Consider the following 17955-nt stretch of genomic DNA (forward strand, 5'->3'; position numbering starts at 1 on the left):
CCCGGCCCGTGTGGGCCTGGGGGGGGGGGGGCGCCCGCTCGGGGGGGGGGGGGCGCCGCGGGGGGGCGCGGGGGGGCGCCGTGTTTATGCTAAACCAACACCCCCCCCCCACCGCTCTGGTGCCCGAGGGGCGCTGTTTCACGTGAAACAGCGCCCCTCGCCATGCTCCACCCCGGTGCTCAGGCGGCATCTTCGGTGCGGCTCCACCGGAACATCAGCACCGCGACGACCGCGTAGAGAACGGCCACCCCGACCACCACCACGGCCGATCGCCCATCAGGAGGCAGCATCAGGGCGGAGACCGCGGCGGCTCCCACGAAAGCGACGTTGAACAGCACGTCGTAGAGGGAGAAGACCCGGCCGCGGAAGGCGTCCTCCACCGCGGTCTGCACCACGGTGTCGGTCGCGATCTTCGCCCCCTGGGTGGCCAGCCCGAGAATGAACGCCGCGACCAGCATGGGTACGGGGACGAACCACAGCCCCAGCGCGGGTTCGAGGACAGCGGCCCCTGCCGCGCACACCGTCAGCCAGCGGATTCGGCCGAGCCGTCCCGCCGCCCAGGGCGTCAGCACGGCCGCCGCGAAGAACCCCGCACCGGAGGCCCCCACGGCCAGCCCCAGAAGAGCCAGGCCCTCGGATTCGCTGTCGGTCCAGGCGTACCGGCACAGCATCAGCACCGTGACGGTCAGCGCTCCGTAGCAGAAACGCATCACGGTCATGGCGGCCAGCACCCGGGTGGCCTGCTTCCGCTGCGCCAGATGACGCAAGCCGTCGACCAGCCCCTGAGTGGTGTTGCTCAGGGCCTCCCCCAGCCCGATCCGGTGTCCGTCCTGATCCGGTCCGAGGAGCCCGGTGGCAAGGGTCAGGGAGGCCAGTGCCGACGTGAGGTAGAGCGCCGCGCCCAGCAGTACCACCGCGGCATCGGAGTCCGAGGCCAGCAGCTTCACGGCGAAGGCGAGGCCCCCGCCCGCCGTGGCCGCGAGCGTCCCGGCGGTCGGCGAGAGAGAGTTGGCCAGCACCAGCCGGTCGCTGTCGACGACGCGCGGCAGCGCTGCCGAGAGCCCGGCCAGGACGAAGCGGTTGACCGCGGTGACGCACAGCGCCGAGGCGTAGAAGAGCCAGTCGGGCGCGGAGCCGAGGATGAGGAGCGCCGTGCAGCAGGCGAGCGCGGCGCGCAGCAGGTTTCCGTACAGAAGGACCTGGCGGCGCGGCCAGCGGTCCAGCAGAACGCCGGCGAAGGGGCCGATGAGCGAGTACGGCAGCAGCAGCACCGCCATGGCGGAGGCGATTGCGCCCGCCGAAGCCTGTTTCTCCGGCGAGAAGACGACATGAGCCGCCAGTGCCACCTGGAAGACGCCGTCGGCCGACTGGGAGAGAAGTCGTACGGCCAGCAGACGACGGAAGTTCCGAAGGCGCAGAAGAACGCGCAGATCACCCACGACGGCCATGTGATCAAGAGTCACATACGTTGAGGGTCCCCGGGCAGATTGCCCGGGGACCCTCAACAGCACGGAAAGGAATGAGCGTTGCCGCTCAGCACCCGGCCGTGTGGACGTGCCGTGTCCGGCTGCGTCAGTTGGAGACCTCGCCGCGGATGAACTTCTCGACGTTCTCGCGGGCCTCGTCGTCGAAGTACTGGACCGGCGGGGACTTCATGAAGTAGGAGGACGCGGAGAGGATCGGGCCGCCGATGCCGCGGTCCTTGGCGATCTTCGCGGCGCGGACGGCGTCGATGATGACACCGGCGGAGTTCGGGGAGTCCCAGACCTCGAGCTTGTACTCCAGGTTCAGCGGAACGTCACCGAAGGCACGGCCCTCGAGGCGCACGTACGCCCACTTGCGGTCGTCCAGCCAGGCCACGTAGTCCGACGGGCCGATGTGGACGTTGTCCGCACCGAGCTCGCGGTCCCGGATCTGGGAGGTGACGGCCTGCGTCTTGGAGATCTTCTTGGACTCCAGGCGCTCACGCTCGAGCATGTTCTTGAAGTCCATGTTGCCGCCGACGTTCAGCTGCATCGTGCGGTCCAGGATGACACCCCGGTCCTCGAAGAGCTTCGCCATCACTCGGTGCGTGATGGTGGCGCCGACCTGCGACTTGATGTCGTCGCCGACGATCGGGACACCGGCCTCGGTGAACTTGTCCGCCCACTCCTTGGTGCCGGCGATGAAGACCGGGAGAGCGTTGACGAACGCGACCTTGGCGTCGATGGCGCACTGCGCGTAGAACTTCGCAGCGACCTCGGAGCCGACGGGCAGGTAGCAGACGAGGACGTCGACCTTGCGGTCCTTGAGGACCTGGACGATGTCGACCGGGGCCTCGGCCGACTCCTCGATGGTCTGGCGGTAGTACTTGCCGAGACCGTCGTGGGTGTGGCCGCGCTGGACGGTGACGCCGGCGTTCGGCACGTCGCAGAGCTTGATGGTGTTGTTCTCGCTGGCACCGATGGCGTCCGCGAGGTCGAGACCGACCTTCTTCGCGTCGACGTCGAAGGCGGCGACGAACTCGACGTCCCGCACGTGGTAGTCGCCGAACTGGACGTGCATCAGACCGGGCACCTTGCCGGCCGGATCGGCGTCCTTGTAGTACTCGACGCCCTGGACCAGCGAGGCGGCGCAGTTGCCCACGCCGACGATGGCTACGCGAACCGAACCCATTCCGGTTGCTCCCTGTGTGTTTTGGATGATTCCGATGAAGGCCCCGCGGATCTGTGGGGACCTCACTCTGCGGTGTCGTCGGACGGATCCGGCGGGGTGTCACCCCGGCGCCGGGGCAGGCCGTCCGTCTCTCCTGCGGTGTTCTGCTGAGCTTCGCTCCCGGGCGAGGATCGTCGCTGATCCCGTCCCGACCGCTCGCTCTCGATGAGCTCGTTCAGCCAGCGCACTTCGCGCTCCACGGACTCCATGCCGTGTCGCTGCAGCTCAAGTGTGTAGTCGTCGAGGCGCTCCCGGGTGCGGGCCAGTGAGGCCCGCATCTTCTCCAGCCGCTCCTCGAGCCGACTGCGCCGGCCTTCCAGCACGCGCATCCGCACGTCGTGCTCCGTCTGTCCGAAGAAGGCGAAGCGGGCTGCGAAGTGCTCGTCCTCCCAGGAGTCGGGGCCGGTGTGCGAGAGCAGCTCCTCGAAGTGCTCCTTACCTTCCGCCGTCAGCCGGTAGACGATCTTGGCGCGGCGCCCGGTCAGTGAGGAGGCGGGGGCGACCGCACGGCCGGTGGCGGGCGGCTGGTCGACGGGGGTGGCACCCGGCTCCTCGATCAACCAGCCGTTGGCGACCAGCGTCTTGAGGCAGGGGTAGAGGGTGCCGTAGCTGAAGGCACGGAAGATCCCCAACGAGGTGTTGAGGCGCTTGCGCAGCTCGTAGCCGTGCATCGGGGACTCGCGGAGCAGGCCGAGAACGGCGAATTCGAGGATGCCGGAGCGTCTGCTCAACTTCGCCTCCTCCTTCTCCGAGTGCTCCTGCGGAGCCCGGTGCCGGGCCGATGTACCGAGCTGATGTATCGACTCGATACATCCCGACGATAGATCGGGAGTCGCGATGCGACAAGGGGAGCCATCGTGAACGGCGTCACATCGCGAATTCATAGGCACCGACTTGCGTTGTTTGGGGTGAAGTTCGGCCCTAGGGGGGTTTTGACCGTGCGTAGTCTGTGCGGCATGCAGACCACCGGTAACCGCGCGACGCGCCCGCGCGTCACTCTCCGTGGGCCAGCCGGAAGCATGGCGGACGAGCCCGTCTCAGGGCTTGTCCGTAATTCGGGGGACCGGATCTCAACTGCCGCTTCCAGGCGCTCTCGCCTGCCCGAGGAGTAGTCGTTCGATGAGCGAGCACCGTCGCAAAACGCCGCAACCGCAAGGTGGCGGGCGTGCAGCGGCCAGACGAGCCGCCCAGCAGTCCTCAGGACGCCGCGCTGCTCCGTCACGTGGAGTAACTTCTGAGTCACCTTCCGGTCCGAGCGGCGGTGACAGCCCGTACGGCGGACGCGCCGAGGCCAGACGTGCCGCCCAGCGGGGCGGCGGGAGCCGTCGTGCCGCCGAGGGCGGCGGAGCGGGTCGCGGGGGCGGCGGACGCCGTCGTGGCGGCGACGGCGGGCACGAGGGGCCGGGCAGGGGGCGGGGCCGAGGCCCCCAGCGCCCTGCCAAGAAGCGGTTCATCGACTACCCGCGCGCCGGCAAGTACGGCTTCCGGCGCTGGGTACCGTCCTGGAAGCTGGTCTCCAGCCTCTGCGTCGGCTTCCTCGGCCTGCTCATGGGCGTCGCCGGTATCGCGTACGCGATGGTCGAGAAGCCCAAGGTGAACGAGGCCGCGGAGGCGCAGAACAACGTCTACCTCTGGGACGACGGCTCGCAGATGGTCGCCACGGGCGGTGCGGTCAACCGCCAGATCATCGGCTACGAGCAGATTCCCGAAGCGATGCGGAATGCCGTCATCTCGGCCGAGAACAAGTCCTTCGAGCATGACCGGGGCATTGACCCCATGGGCATCGCGCGAGCCCTGTTCAACATGGCCACGGGCGGTGAGACGCAGGGTGGCTCGACGATCACCCAGCAGTACGTGAAGAACTCGCGTCTGTCCCAGGAGCAGACCCTGAGCCGGAAGTTCCAGGAACTTTTCATCACGCTCAAGGTCAGCAACGACATGAAGAAGAACGAGATCATGGAGGGCTACCTCAACGTCTCGTACTACGGACGAGGTGCTTCGGGAATCCAGGCGGCGGCCCGTACGTACTACGGCAAGGACGCCGTCGACCTGGATCCGAGCGAGTGCGCGTTCCTGGCCACGCTGCTCAAGGGCGCGTCCTACTACGACCCGGCGGGTGCCACCGACGTCGACCCCGTGCAGGCGACGCCGAAGCTGAACACCGACCGGGCCGAGAAGCGCTGGAAGTGGATCCTCGACGAAGAGGTCAAGGACGGGCGTCTCTCGAAGGCGGAGCGCGACAAGTACACCGAGTTCCCGATGCCGGACCCGCCGAAGAAGAACGCCCAGCTGGAAGGCCAGACCGGTTACCTGGTCGAACTCGCCAGGCAGTACTTCCTCAGCAACAACGGCGACGTCACGGCGGAGATGCTGTCCCGCGGCGGCTACCAGATCCACACCACCTTCAACAAGAACAAGGTCAACGAGCTCGAGAACGCGGTCCAGAAGGTCTACGACAGCAAGATCAAGCCGAAGCAGCGCCCGAAGACGGACACCCACGTCCAGTTCGGCGGCGGCTCGGTGGATCCCAAGACCGGGGCCATCGTGGCGATCTACGGCGGTCAGGACGCGACCAAGCACTTCACCAACAACGCCAACCCCACCGGTGCGCAGGTCGGTTCGACCTTCAAGCCGTTCGTGCTGGCGGCGGCGATGGAGTACGGCAAGCGGAACCCCGCGCTCCCGGAAAACCAGGGCGCGTCGGAGCGCACCAAGGTCTCGCCGCTCAGCGTCTACAACGCCGACGACAAGCTGAAGATCAAGAAGTACAACGGCGAGATCTGGACCGACGAGAACGGCAAGGAGTGGCTGCAGGCCAACGACGGCCATGAGTCGAGGGGCAACATCACCCTTCGCGAGGCGATGCAGTGGTCCGCCAACTCCCCGTACGTGCAGCTCGGCATGGACGTCGGCACCGACAAGGTGAAGGAAGTCGCCATGGCCGCGGGGCTCAAGGACGACGAACAGATGGCGGATTCGCACGTGCCGTCGTTCTCCATCGGTACGTCCTCGCCCAGTGCGATCCGGATGGCCGGCGCGTACGCGACCTTCGCCGACAGTGGCCAGCAGCGCGAGCCCTTCTCGGTCTCCGAGGCGAAGTTCGACGGCAAGACCATCTACCGGCACAAGGGCGCCCCCAAGCGTGCCTTCGACGCCGCGATCGCCGACAACGTCACCGACGTCCTGAAGAACGTCGTCGAGAAGGGGACCGGTACCCCCGCGCAGATCCCCGGCCGGGACGTGGCGGGCAAGACGGGTACGACGGACGACAACAAGTCGGCCTGGTTCGTCGGTTACACGCCGCAGCTGTCCACGGCCATCAGCATGTACCGACTCGACGACGACGCGACGAACAAGAACCGCAAGTTCGAGAAGATGTACGGCACGGGTGGCGAGCAGACGATCCACGGTGCTTCGTTCCCGGCCCAGATCTGGCACGACTACATGGTGGGCGCGCTGAAGGGGAAGCCGGTCCTGACCTTCCCGGAGCCGGGTCCGATCGGTGACAAGGTCTACGGCGGCGGTGCGCAGAGCCCCACGCCGACGCCCACGGCGCCGGTGACGCCCTCGCCGACCATGTCGGTGACCGAGTCGCCCTCGACGAGCGTGTCCCCGTCGGCGCCCGACCCCAGCCAGACCTGCGGTACGTGGGACTGGGATTGCCAGCACAACAACGGCGGGACCAACAGCGGCGCGAACGGCGGCGGCCCCGGTGGCGGCAGCACCAGTCCGACGACGACACCCGATCCGCCGACCGGGGGGAACGGGAACGGCGGCGGGAACGGCAACGGCGGGAACGGAAACGGCGGGATCTTCGGCGGGACCGGATAGCGTCCGCGCGGCCGATGGGCCGCAACCGGTCATGAGGGCCGCCGCACCACATGGTGCGGCGGCCCTCGTCGTTTCCACAGTCCGGTACGGCAGGATGAGCGTCATGCCAAGCGCAGAAGACACGAGTGTGCACCAGCCCGAGGAACGGTCGGTCGTACGGCCCACCCACCAGGACGAGGTGGCCGCGGCCGGAAGCGAACTGATCGGCGGGCGGTCGGGACTCTGGACACGGCTCGGCAGCACGGCGCTCACGCCCGTGGGCGCCATCGCGCTGGTGGCTCTCGGGATGTTCGCGCTGGGCATGGTGCAGAAGCTGCCCTGTTACAACTGGGCGTGGTTCCGGGGCGCGGGTTCGCAGTACACGCACGCCTGTTACTCGGACATTCCACATCTCTTCGCCGCCCGGGGCTTCTCCGACGGGCTGGTGCCGTACTTCGACCGGCTGCCCGGCGACATGCAGTTCCTGGAGTACCCCGTCCTGACGGGTGTGTTCATGCAGGTCGCCGCCTGGCTGACGCCGGGCGGATCCATTCAGCACCGCGAGCAGATGTACTGGATGGTCAACGCGGGCATGCTGATGATCTGCGCCGTGATCATCGCCGTCTGCGTCGCCCGTACGCACCGGCGCCGCCCCTGGGACGGACTGCTGGTCGCCCTCGCGCCGGCCTTCGCGCTCACCGCGACGATCAACTGGGACCTGCTGGCCGTCGCGCTGACGGCCGCGGCGATGCTCATGTGGTCCCGGGGACGGGTGCTGGCGTTCGGCATCCTCATCGGGCTCGCCACGGCCGCCAAGCTCTATCCCGTGTTCCTGCTGGGGCCGGTGTTCGTCCTGTGCTGGCGGGCGGGCAAATGGCGGGAGTTCGGCATGGCGACGCTCGGGGCGGCAGGCTCCTGGCTGGTGGTGAACCTGCCGGTGATGATCTTCGCTCCCGAGGGATGGAGCAAGTTCTACGCGTTCAGCGAGGAGCGGGGCATCGACTTCGGCTCCTTCTGGCTGATCATCACCCAGCGCACCGGCACGGCCATCGAGACAACGACCGTCAACCACGTCTCCGAACTGCTGATGGCCCTGCTGTGCGCGGCGATCGGTGCACTGACCCTGATGGCGCCGCGTCGGCCGCGCTTCGCGCAGCTGGCCTTTCTCGTCGTCGCGGCGTTCATCCTCGTCAACAAGGTCTACTCGCCGCAGTACGTGCTGTGGCTGATCCCCCTGGCCGCCCTGGCCCGGCCGCGCTGGCGCGACTTCCTGATCTGGCAGGCGTGCGAGGTCATGTACTTCCTGGGGATCTGGATGTACCTCGCGTACACGACGAGCGGGGACAAGCACCAGGGGCTGCCCACGGAGGGGTACCAGCTGGCTATCGCCCTGCATCTGCTGGGCACGTTGTACCTCTGTGCCGTGGTCGTACGGGACATCCTCATGCCGGAGCGGGACGTCGTACGGCGCGACGGGTCGGACGATCCGTCCGGCGGGGTGCTCGACAGGGCCCCGGACGCGTTCGTGCTGAGGCGGGCGGCGCATCCGGAGCGCCATGCCCACCCGGCGGTGGAAGGGCCACGGGTGGAATGGGGCGCGGCGCGCGGACCGGTCGCCGACTGAGAGCCTGTCGCCCGACAGGCTCCGAGAGCCGGGTCTCCCCCGTCCGGAGGAACCCGGCTGCTTCCTAACGGTCGACGAGGCGGTCGAACTGGGTGGTCGTGTGGCGCAGATGGGCCACCAGCTCGTCGCCGACTTTCGGTTCCTGGGCGTCCGACGGGACGAACAGGATCGAGACCTGCATGTGCGGCGGCTCGGCGAACCAGCGCTGCTTGCCCGCCCAGACGAACGGCGACAGGTTGCGGTTGACCGTGGCCAGGCCCGCGCGGGCGACGCCCTTGGCGCGCGGCATCACACCGTGCAGGGCCTTCGGGGCCTCCAGGCCCACGCCGTGCGACGTACCGCCGGCGACGACCACCAGCCAGCCGTCCGAGGCGGCCTTCTGCTGGCGGTAGCCGAAGCGGTCGCCCTTGGCGACGCGCGTGACGTCCAGGACGGCACCCCGGTACTCCGTCGCCTCGTGGTCGCCGAGCCACAGCCGGGTACCGATGCGGGCGCGGAAACGGGTCTGCGGGAACTGCTGCTGGAGCCGGCCCAGCTCCTCGGCGCGCAGATGGCTGACGAACATGGTGTGCAGCGGCAGCCGGGCCGCGCGCAGCCGGTCCATCCAGCCGATGACCTCCTCGACCGCGTCCGAGCCGTCCGTGCGGTCCAGCGGCAGGTGCAGGGCGAAGCCTTCGAGCCGTACGTCCTCGATGGCGGCGTGCAGCTGCCCGAGCTCCTCCTCCTTGACGCCGTGGCGCTTCATCGAGCTCATGCACTCGATGACGACCCGTGCGCCCACCAGGGCGTGCACGCCGTCCACGGAGGACACGGACCGGATCACGCGGTCGGGCAGCGGCACCGGCTCCTCGCCCCGGCGGAACGGGGTGAGGACCAGCAGGTCACCGCTGAACCAGTCCTTGATGCGGGCAGCCTCGTAGGTGGTTCCGACGGCGAGCATGTCGGAGCCGAAGCGGATGGCCTCGTCGGCCAGCCGTTCGTGGCCGAAGCCGTATCCGTTGCCCTTGCAGACCGGTACGAGGCCGGGGAACTGGTCGAGGACGGATTTCTGGTGCGCCCGCCAGCGCGCGGTGTCGACGTAGAGGGAGAGCGCCATGGCCGGTCCGGAACCCTTCTGGTGACTGCTGTGTGGGAGGTGTGTGAAGCCGAAGCCCCATTCAAACCAATGAAGCCGGATTCGTCAGCGGGGCGACGCGTATCAGCGGGTCGACGTGTACGGCGCGACGCGGGCCGGCGGCGTGGGTCAGCGGCGCGACATGTAGATGTCGAGCGCCTTGTGCAGCAGCTTGTTGAGCGGGAAGTCCCACTCGCCGAGGTACTCGGCCGCCTGGCCGCCGGTGCCCACCTTGAACTGGATCAGACCGAAGAGGTGGTCGGTCTCGTCCAGCGAGTCGGAGATGCCGCGCAGGTCGTAGACGGTGGCACCCATGGCGTACGCGTCGCGCAGCATCCGCCACTGCATCGCGTTCGAGGGCCGGACCTCGCGCTTGTGGTTGGCGGACGCACCGTAGGAGTACCAGACGTGCCCGCCGACGATCAGCATGGTCGCGGCCGCGACGTTCTCGCCCTCGTGCCGGGCGAAGTACAGCCGCATCCGGTTGGGGTCCTCGTTGTTGAGGGCCGTCCACATGCGCTGGAAGTAGCCCAGCGGACGCGGCCGGAAGTGGTCGCGCTCCGCCGTGATCTCGTACAGCCGCTGCCACTCGTCGAGCTCGGCGTAGCTGCCCTGGACGACCTCGACGCCGGCCTTCTCGGCCTTCTTGATGTTCCGTCGCCACAGCTGGTTGAAGCCCTTGTGGACGTCTTCGAGCGAGCGATTGGCCAGCGGCACCTGGAAGACGTAGCGGGGCTGTACGTCACCGAATCCGGCGCCGCCGTCATCGCCCTGCTGCCAGCCCATCTTCCGCAGCCGGTCCGCCACTTCGAAGGCGCGCGGCTCGATGTGGGTGGCCTCGACGTCGCGCAGACGCTTCACTTCCGGGTCCTGGATGCCCGACTTGATGGCGGCCGCGTCCCAGCGGCGGATGATGACCGGCGGGCCCATCTTCACGGAGAAGGCACCCTGCTGCTTGAGGTGCGCCAGCATCGGACGCAGCCAGTCGTCCAGGTTCGGGGCGTACCAGTTGATGACCGGGCCCTCGGGCAGATAGGCGAGGTAGCGCTTGATCTTGGGCAGCTGCCGGTAGAGCACCAGTCCGGCGCCGACGAGCTGTCCGGTCTTGTCGAACCAGCCGAGGCTCTCCGAGCGCCACTCGGCCTTCACGTCCGCCCATGCCGGGACCTGCATGTGACTCGCCGCAGGCAGGCTCTGGATGTATGCCAGATGCTGCTCTCGGCTGATGGTCCTCAGGGTCAGGCTCATGCGGGGCGCTCCTCGGCAGGTGTGTCCCCATCGGTCAGGGGCTCCGGCTCTCGCGCCGAAGCCTACTGTGGCCGACGAGTACGCCGTCTGGCCCTATGGGGACCAGCCGTTCCGCCACCGTCGCGACCCGGGTTGCGTGGTTCCTTGCACGGGGAACGGCGCGAGGACCTTGTGTGGTTCCCGCGCCGTTCCGCCTTCCGGTTGCGACTGTGCCGGGTCAGCCCACCACGCCGCCGAAGAGGCCGCCGTGTGCCATGCCCAGGAAGAAGCCGATAGCGGCCGCGCCCATGCCGATGATCAGCGGGAACCGCTCGCGCGTGGTCACCGAGATGTACTGGCCGTACGCGCCTGTGAGGATCCCGACGAGTCCGGCCCACGAACTGATCAGATGCAGATTGTGGAACATCGCCGTCACGAAGGCGAGTACGCCGAGGACCAGCGTCACCGCCACCAGGGTCTGCTGGAGCGGATGGGGCTTGCCGTCCGTGGCGAGCAAGGAAACGGGGGGACGGGATCGTATTGCCTGTGCCATGGAGTACCTCCTGGCCGAATGGGGCGCGTGGTGGCGCCGCTCACACCCGATGTGTCCAGATTGCGTCTCCTGACCACCGGATTTCAACCGGAGGCCGGTCTGCGGGTACTCTGTACGGTCTGCACCGGTGTCTGCCCAGGCCAGCACGGCAGCCCCTCTCCATGGAGGGCGTTGTCAGTGGCGGCTGTTTTACTCGGAGACATCGATGCTCACGCATCACGACCCTCCTGCCACGGAACGACCGTGGCCGCTGAGTCCAAAGGAGGTGGGTTCCACATGCGTCACTACGAGGTGATGGTCATCCTCGACCCCGATCTCGAGGAGCGCGCTGTCTCCCCGCTGATCGAGAACTTCCTCTCCGTCGTCCGTGAGGGCAACGGAAAGGTCGAGAAGGTCGACACCTGGGGCCGTCGTCGTCTCGCTTACGAGATCAAGAAGAAGCCCGAGGGCATCTACTCGGTCATCGACCTGCAGGCCGAGCCTGCGGTCGTCAAGGAGCTCGACCGCCAGATGAACCTGAACGAGTCGGTCCTCCGGACCAAGGTCCTCCGTCCCGAGTCCCACTGAGCGTCTAGCTCAGTGGTCATCGGGTTCGAGTAGCAGCAAGCAGCCAGAAGCAATCCCCGCCGAGAGGTTCATCCATGGCAGGCGAGACCGTCATCACGGTCGTCGGCAATCTCGTCGACGACCCCGAGCTGCGCTTCACCCCGTCCGGTGCGGCGGTCGCGAAGTTCCGTGTCGCGTCCACTCCCCGCATCTTCGACCGGCAGACCAATGAGTGGAAGGACGGCGAAGGCCTGTTCCTCACCTGCTCGGTCTGGCGGCAGGCGGCGGAGAACGTCGCCGAGTCGCTCCAGCGAGGCATGCGCGTTGTCGTGCAGGGCCGGCTGAAGCAGCGGTCGTACGAAGACCGCGAGGGCGTCAAGCGCACGGTCTACGAGCTGGATGTCGAGGAAGTCGGCCCCAGCCTGAAGAACGCCACGGCCAAGGTCACCAAGACCACCGGTCGAGGTGGTCAGGGCGGCCAGGGTGGATACGGCGGCGGCCAGCAGGGCGGCGGCAACTGGGGCGGCGGTCCCGGTGGTGGCCAGCAGGGTGGTGGCGGCGCTCCCGCCGACGACCCGTGGGCCACGAGCGCGCCCTCGGGCGGCCAGCAGGGCGGGGGCCAGCAGGGCGGCGGAGGCGGCTGGGGCGGAAGCTCCGGCGGCTCCGGCGGCGGCTACTCGGACGAGCCTCCCTTCTAGGGCAGCTCGTACCCCCACTTCTTGATCACACAGGAGAAACACCATGGCGAAGCCGCCTGTGCGCAAGCCTAAGAAGAAGGTCTGCGCTTTCTGCAAGGACAAGACCCAGTACGTGGACTACAAGGACACGAACATGCTGCGGAAGTTCATTTCCGACCGCGGCAAGATCCGTGCCCGCCGCGTCACCGGCAACTGCACGCAGCACCAGCGTGACGTCGCCACGGCAGTCAAGAACAGCCGTGAGATGGCGCTGCTGCCCTACACGTCCACCGCGCGATAAGGGAAGGGTGACCGAATCATGAAGATCATCCTCACCCACGAGGTCTCCGGCCTCGGTGCTGCGGGCGACGTCGTCGACGTCAAGGACGGGTACGCCCGTAACTACCTGGTTCCGCGTGGCTTTGCCATCCGCTGGACCAAGGGCGGCGAGAAGGACGTGGCGCAGATCCGCCGCGCCCGCAAGATCCACGAGATCGCCACGATCGAGCAGGCCAACGAGATCAAGGCCAAGCTCGAGGCCGTGAAGGTCCGTCTGGCCGTTCGCTCCGGCGACGCCGGCCGTCTCTTCGGCTCCGTGACCCCGGCCGACATCGCCTCGGCGATCAAGGCCGCCGGTGGCCCCGACGTCGACAAGCGTCGCGTCGAGCTCGGCTCGCCGATCAAGACGCTCGGCGGACACCAGGTGTCCGTGCGTCTGCACCCCGAGGTTGCTGCGAACCTCGGCGTCGAGGTCGTTGCTGCCTAAGGGCACAGCTCACCTGAGCAGCTGAAGGGCCGCACCCCTCGGGGTGCGGCCCTTCGTCGTGCTTTCGTTCTTTCGGTCTTTCGGCCTCACGGTTCCCCGACCTCGCGGTCTCACGACCTCGCGGTCTCGCGGTTTCACGTGAAACGGGACCATGGCCGGTGGCTCAGCGGGTGGCCCCGGTGATGACCCACTTGCCGGAGCGGGTGCGCAGCCAGAGCGTCACCATACGGACGGTCATCATCAGCGCCATCGCCCACCACAGCGCCGTCAGGCCGCCGCCGATCACCGGGACCAGCAGGGCGACCGGAGCGAAGACCGCGAGCGTGACGAGCATGGCCCACGCCAGGTATCGCCCGTCACCGGCGCCCATCAGTACTCCGTCCAGGACGAAGACCACACCCGCGATCGGCTGGGACAGCGCCACCACCAGTAGCGCCGGGAGCAGGGTGTCCTGCACGGCCCGGTCGCTGGTGAACAGGGGAACGAACAGTGGCCGGGCAAGGATGATCAGTGCCCCGAACACCACCCCGGAGACGATGCCCCACTGCACCATGCGACGGCATGCCTCGCGTGCGCCCTTTGCGTCCTCGGCCCCCAGGTAGCGGCCGATGATCGCCTGACCGGCGATGGCGATGGCGTCGAGAGCGAAGGCCATCAGGCTCCAGAGGGAAAGGATGATCTGGTGCGCGGCGATCTCGGTGTCGCCGAGACGGGCGGCGACGGCGGTGGCGATCAGCAGCACGGCACGGAGCGACAGCGTACGGACCAGCAGTGGAACGCCGGCCTGGGCGCTGGCCCTGATGCCTGCCGCGTCGGGGCGCAGCGAGGCGCCGTGCCGTCGGGCTCCCCGTACCACCACGACCAGATAGGCGACGGCCATCGAGACCTGTGCGATCACGGTGCCCCAGGCCGATCCGGCGATCCCGAGTCCGGCGCCGTAGACCAGTCCCGCGTTGAGGGCTCCGTTGGCCGCGAAGCCTCCTATGGCGACGTAGAGCGGGGTTCTGGTGTCCTGCAGGCCGCGGAGAACGCCGGTCGCGGCCATCACCACGAGCATGGCCGGGATGCCGAGGCTGGAGATCCGCAGATACGTGGTCGCATAGGGGGCTGCCGTGTCGGAGGCGCCGAATACCTCCACCAGCCAGGGGGCCGTGGGCAGAGCGATGGCGATGACGGCGACGCCCAGCAGGACCGCCAGCCAGATGCCGTCCATGCCTTGCCGGATCGCGGAGGCCAGATCGCCCGCTCCGACCCGTCGTGCCACTGCCGCGGTGGTGGCGTAGGCGAGAAAGACGAAGATGCTGACGGCGGTGGTCAACAGGGCGGCGGCGACGGCCAGGCCGGCCAGCTGAGGGGTGCCGAGATGGCCGACGATGGCACTGTCGACCATCACGAAGAGCGGCTCGGCGACGAGCGCGCCGAAGGCAGGAACGGCGAGCGAGATGATCTCGCGGTCGTGCCGTCGACGACTGGGTGGCGGGGACGCCGGGGCCTGGATCATGGGGGTCAATCTAATCTTCCACAGGTAATGGATGCAATGGCTTAGCATCCCTTACATTTGCTCACGCCCAGCGTTCTCCCGTGTGCCGTTTGTCGTGATCTTGTGCTGACTCGGAAAGTTTTTCTCCCCCACAGGCCGTGGATGGGGAAATGCCAGGTCAGAGCGCTGGTGGTGTGGGCGCTATGAGTTTGTCCACAGTGCTGTCCCCCGCTCCGTGCACAGGTTCCGCAGAGTTCTCCACAGCATCTGCTCGGTCGTCCACATGCCCTGTGGATAACCAGATTGGCTGACGGTGTCGAGCGGCCTACCGTGGACCGGCGCCCACACCCCGTTCCGGACTCGGAACCACTCAGAACTCGACGCGCCGGAACCGGAGTCGGGCGTCTTGTTTGTCGGTGCTGTGCCGTAAGAAAGAGTGGCATGGCGAGGTCCGCGGAGCGGACGGGAGGAGGTGGCCCGGTGAGCATTCCCGAGCCTTTGGACGACCCCTGGGCCGAGACCGGTCCCAGCGACCGTCTGCCCGTTTCCCGGCAGCGCCGCGGTGAAGGCAGGGACCGCGGCGAGCAGCACGAACGCGGCAGGGAGAGCGGCGGCTGGGAGGGTGGCTCACCCGGTTTCGAGCGGGTTCCGCCCCAGGACCTCGATGCCGAGCAGTCCGTCCTCGGTGGCATGCTCCTGTCCAAGGACGCCATCGCCGATGTCGTGGAGATCATCAAGGGCCACGACTTCTACCGGCCCGCGCATGAGACCGTCTACCAGGCGATCCTCGACCTCTACGCGAAGGGCGAGCCGGCCGACCCGATCACGGTGGCGGCCGAACTGGTCAAGCGCGGTGAGATCACCAAGGTGGGCGGGGCGCCGTATCTGCACACCCTCGTCCAGTCCGTGCCGACCGCGGCCAACGCTTCGTACTACGCGGAGATCGTCCATGAGCGGGCGGTTCTGAGGCGACTCGTCGAAGCCGGCACGAAGATCACGCAGATGGGATACGCGGCGGACGGCGATGTCGATGACATCGTGAACTCCGCGCAGGCCGAGATCTACGCGGTCACCGAGCAGCGCACCAGCGAGGACTACCTGCCGCTCGGCGACATCATGGAGGGCGCGCTCGACGAGATCGAGGCGATCGGTTCGCGCAGCGGTGAGATGACCGGTGTGCCGACCGGTTTCACCGACCTCGATGCCCTGACGAACGGTCTGCACCCGGGCCAGATGGTCGTCATCGCGGCCCGTCCCGCCATGGGTAAGTCCACGCTGGCCCTCGACTTCGCACGGGCTTGTTCGATCAAGAGCAACCTGCCCAGCGTGATCTTCTCCCTCGAAATGGGGCGCAACGAGATCGCGATGCGTCTGCTCTCCGCCGAGGCCCGGGTGGCGCTGCACCACATGCGTTCCGGCACCATGACCGACGAGGACTGGACGCGGCTGGCCCGCCGGATGCCCGATGTCTCGGCCGCCCCGCTCTACATCGACGACTCCCCGAACCTCTCCATGATGGAGATCCGGGCCAAGTGCCGCCGTCTCAAGCAGCGCAATGACCTCAAGCTCGTGGTCATCGACTATCTGCAGCTGATGCAGTCCGGCGGTTCCAAGCGTGCCGAGAGCCGCCAGCAGGAAGTTTCGGACATGTCCCGAAACCTCAAACTGCTGGCCAAGGAACTTCAGCTTCCGGTCATCGCGCTCTCCCAGCTGAACCGTGGTCCCGAACAGCGCACCGACAAGAAGCCGATGGTCTCCGACCTGCGTGAATCCGGATCGATCGAGCAGGACGCCGACATGGTGATCCTGCTGCACCGCGAGGACGCGTACGAGAAGGAGTCCCCCCGCGCCGGTGAGGCCGACCTGATCGTGGCCAAGCACCGTAACGGTCCGACGGCAACGATCACAGTGGCCTTCCAGGGCCACTACTCGCGCTTCGTGGACATGGCACAGACCTGACCGGCACTGTCGGAGGCCCCGGGTGCCGTCCGGCACGGTGCGGCGCGGGCCGGGTGCCGGGAAATGGGCTCGCCACCGCTTGGTTCTGCGGGTAGTTGTTTGAGCATGACCTACTCACCCGAACAGTTGCTACCGGGGACGCAGCGTGCCCTGCTGCACCGCATCGCCACCGCTCAGTCGGAGGGCCGGGCGCCCTCGCTCGTCGCCGCGGTGCGGAGACAGGGGCGGACCGTCTGGAGCGGTGCCCGCAGTTGTGTGGACGGCCACGCCCCCGACGGCGACACGCAGTTCAGGATCGGCTCCCTCACCAAGACCTTCACCGCGGTGCTGGTGCTGCGCCTGCGCGACGAGGGCCTCCTGGACCTGGAGGATCCGCTGGGGAAGCATCTGCCCGGCACCGGCGTCGGTGACGTGACGATCCATCAACTGCTGGGGCACAGCGCGGGACTCGGTGCCGAGGCGCCCGCGCCCTGGTGGGAGAGGACCCCGGGCACGCTGCGGCCCGATTTGGCCGATGTGCTCGGCGAGCAGACCCGGATGCACAGCCCGGGGCAACGTCACCACTACTCGAACCCCGGCTACACGCTGCTGGGTGCGCTGGTCGAGAAGGTGCGCGGGGCGAGCTGGGCGGAGGTGCTGCGGCGCGAGATTCTGGAGCCGCTCTCCATGCACCGCACCGGCACTCACCCGCAGTCGCCGCACGCGGGCGGCTGGGCCGTGCATCCCTGGGCCGATGTCATGCTGCCCGAACCGGCGGAGGATCTCGGGCTGATGGCCCCGGCCGGCCAGCTCTGGTCCACGACCGATGACCTCCTGCGCTTCGCGGCCTTCCTGGCCGAGGGGGACGACCGGGTGCTCCGTGCCGTCTCCGTGAAGCAGATGCGCGTACCGTCTGCACCGGCCGAGCCCGGTGAGTGGCAGGTCAATTACGGTCTGGGTCTTCAGGTGGTGCGGAGCGGCAGCCGCACCCTCATCGGTCATACGGGCTCGCTGCCCGGATTCCTGGCTGCCCTGTGGATCAGCGTCGAGGACGATGTGGCAGCCGTAGCGCTCACCAACACGACGGCGGGGCTGATGGTCGGCGGTGTCGCAGCCGACCTCGTGGACATCGTGGCCGAGTCCGAGCCCCGTATTCCGGAGCCCTGGCGCCCGTTGCCGGAGGCGGATGCCGAACTGCTGGCGCTGACCGGTCCCTGGTACTGGGGCACGCGCTCGAACGTCCTGCGGATGGCCGCGGACGGCGGGCTGGAGCTTGGACCTCTGCAGGGCGCCGGCCGCGGCGCCAGGTTCACCGCACAGCCCGATGGCACCTGGATCGGTCTCGACGGCTACTACGCGGGGGAGACGCTGCGCGTGGTCCGTAACAGCGACGGCAGCGTGAACCACCTCGACCTGGGGTCGTTCGTCTTCACGCGGGAGCCGTACGACCCTGCGGCAGCCGTTCCCGGTGGAGTGGACGAGGGCGGATGGCGGGGTCTGGAAGGCTGAGCGTCACGTTTCACGTG

At 68.0% G+C, this 17955-nt stretch carries 15 protein-coding genes; 8 read left to right on the forward strand and 7 right to left on the reverse strand.

What is annotated here, in order from left to right; translation table 11 throughout:
- Positions 1 to 179 precede the first annotated feature (179 nt).
- From ACFYY7_RS17560 to ACFYY7_RS17570, 3 genes are all read right to left on the reverse strand, one after another.
- A complete protein-coding gene (locus ACFYY7_RS17560) occupies positions 180 to 1448 on the reverse strand; it encodes an MFS transporter (RefSeq protein WP_388662390.1) in 1269 nt (422 codons plus the stop codon).
- 124 nt (positions 1449 to 1572) lie between these two features.
- Positions 1573 to 2655: an inositol-3-phosphate synthase gene (locus ACFYY7_RS17565; protein WP_266731319.1), complete on the reverse strand. Its 1083-nt coding sequence runs from the start codon at positions 2653 to 2655 to the stop codon at positions 1573 to 1575.
- 62 nt (positions 2656 to 2717) lie between these two features.
- Complete coding sequence (locus ACFYY7_RS17570; protein WP_388662392.1) at positions 2718 to 3425, reverse strand: helix-turn-helix transcriptional regulator; 708 nt, start codon at positions 3423 to 3425, stop codon at positions 2718 to 2720.
- A gap of 388 nt (positions 3426 to 3813) precedes the next feature.
- On the opposite strand from ACFYY7_RS17570, the gene ACFYY7_RS17575 reads away from it, so the two are divergent.
- Together ACFYY7_RS17575 and ACFYY7_RS17580 are read left to right on the forward strand one after the other, a co-directional pair.
- Positions 3814 to 6525 (forward strand): transglycosylase domain-containing protein, encoded by a 2712-nt coding sequence (locus ACFYY7_RS17575; RefSeq protein WP_388662394.1) that lies wholly within the window; start codon positions 3814 to 3816, stop codon positions 6523 to 6525.
- A gap of 103 nt (positions 6526 to 6628) precedes the next feature.
- Positions 6629 to 8128, forward strand: coding sequence for a glycosyltransferase family 87 protein (locus ACFYY7_RS17580; protein ID WP_388662396.1), 1500 nt, complete (start codon positions 6629 to 6631; stop codon positions 8126 to 8128).
- 64 nt (positions 8129 to 8192) lie between these two features.
- On the opposite strand, the gene ACFYY7_RS17585 is transcribed toward ACFYY7_RS17580, so the two are convergent.
- The 3 genes from ACFYY7_RS17585 to ACFYY7_RS17595 form a co-directional block, all read right to left on the reverse strand.
- Positions 8193 to 9224: an alanine racemase gene (locus ACFYY7_RS17585; protein ID WP_124719891.1), complete on the reverse strand. Its 1032-nt coding sequence runs from the start codon at positions 9222 to 9224 to the stop codon at positions 8193 to 8195.
- 147 nt (positions 9225 to 9371) lie between these two features.
- Positions 9372 to 10490 (reverse strand): lipid II:glycine glycyltransferase FemX, encoded by a 1119-nt coding sequence (locus ACFYY7_RS17590; RefSeq protein ID WP_388662398.1) that lies wholly within the window; start codon positions 10488 to 10490, stop codon positions 9372 to 9374.
- A 217-nt stretch (positions 10491 to 10707) separates the two neighbouring features.
- Entirely contained in the window at positions 10708 to 11022 is a 315-nt protein-coding gene (locus tag ACFYY7_RS17595; protein ID WP_388662400.1) for a hypothetical protein, read from the reverse strand.
- Positions 11023 to 11298: 276 nt separating this feature from the next.
- On the opposite strand from ACFYY7_RS17595, the gene rpsF reads away from it, so the two are divergent.
- The 4 genes from rpsF to rplI all read left to right on the forward strand — a co-directional run bounded on the left by rpsF (position 11299) and on the right by rplI (position 13011).
- A complete protein-coding gene (rpsF, locus tag ACFYY7_RS17600; RefSeq protein ID WP_072487610.1) occupies positions 11299 to 11589 on the forward strand; it encodes a 30S ribosomal protein S6 in 291 nt (96 codons plus the stop codon).
- Positions 11590 to 11663: 74 nt separating this feature from the next.
- Positions 11664 to 12266 (forward strand): single-stranded DNA-binding protein, encoded by a 603-nt coding sequence (locus ACFYY7_RS17605; RefSeq protein WP_329820054.1) that lies wholly within the window; start codon positions 11664 to 11666, stop codon positions 12264 to 12266.
- A gap of 43 nt (positions 12267 to 12309) precedes the next feature.
- A complete protein-coding gene (gene rpsR, locus ACFYY7_RS17610) occupies positions 12310 to 12546 on the forward strand; it encodes a 30S ribosomal protein S18 (RefSeq protein ID WP_003967857.1) in 237 nt (78 codons plus the stop codon).
- Between the two features lie 18 nt (positions 12547 to 12564).
- Positions 12565 to 13011 carry a 50S ribosomal protein L9 gene (rplI, locus tag ACFYY7_RS17615; protein ID WP_266731309.1) on the forward strand — a complete coding sequence of 149 codons (447 nt, stop codon included), beginning with the start codon at positions 12565 to 12567 and terminating at the stop codon, positions 13009 to 13011.
- A 163-nt stretch (positions 13012 to 13174) separates the two neighbouring features.
- On the opposite strand, the gene ACFYY7_RS17620 is transcribed toward rplI, so the two are convergent.
- Positions 13175 to 14512, reverse strand: coding sequence for an MATE family efflux transporter (locus ACFYY7_RS17620; RefSeq protein WP_388662401.1), 1338 nt, complete (start codon positions 14510 to 14512; stop codon positions 13175 to 13177).
- A 477-nt stretch (positions 14513 to 14989) separates the two neighbouring features.
- Between ACFYY7_RS17620 and dnaB the strand changes: the two genes are divergently transcribed.
- Positions 14990 to 16450, forward strand: coding sequence for a replicative DNA helicase (gene dnaB / locus ACFYY7_RS17625; RefSeq protein WP_206433546.1), 1461 nt, complete (start codon positions 14990 to 14992; stop codon positions 16448 to 16450).
- 105 nt (positions 16451 to 16555) lie between these two features.
- Entirely contained in the window at positions 16556 to 17938 is a 1383-nt protein-coding gene (locus ACFYY7_RS17630; protein ID WP_388662403.1) for a serine hydrolase domain-containing protein, read from the forward strand.
- The last annotated feature ends 17 nt before the right edge of the window (positions 17939 to 17955 follow it).

Source organism: Streptomyces sp. NPDC001933, from assembly GCF_042890955.1.
GTDB lineage: Bacteria > Actinomycetota > Actinomycetes > Streptomycetales > Streptomycetaceae > Streptomyces.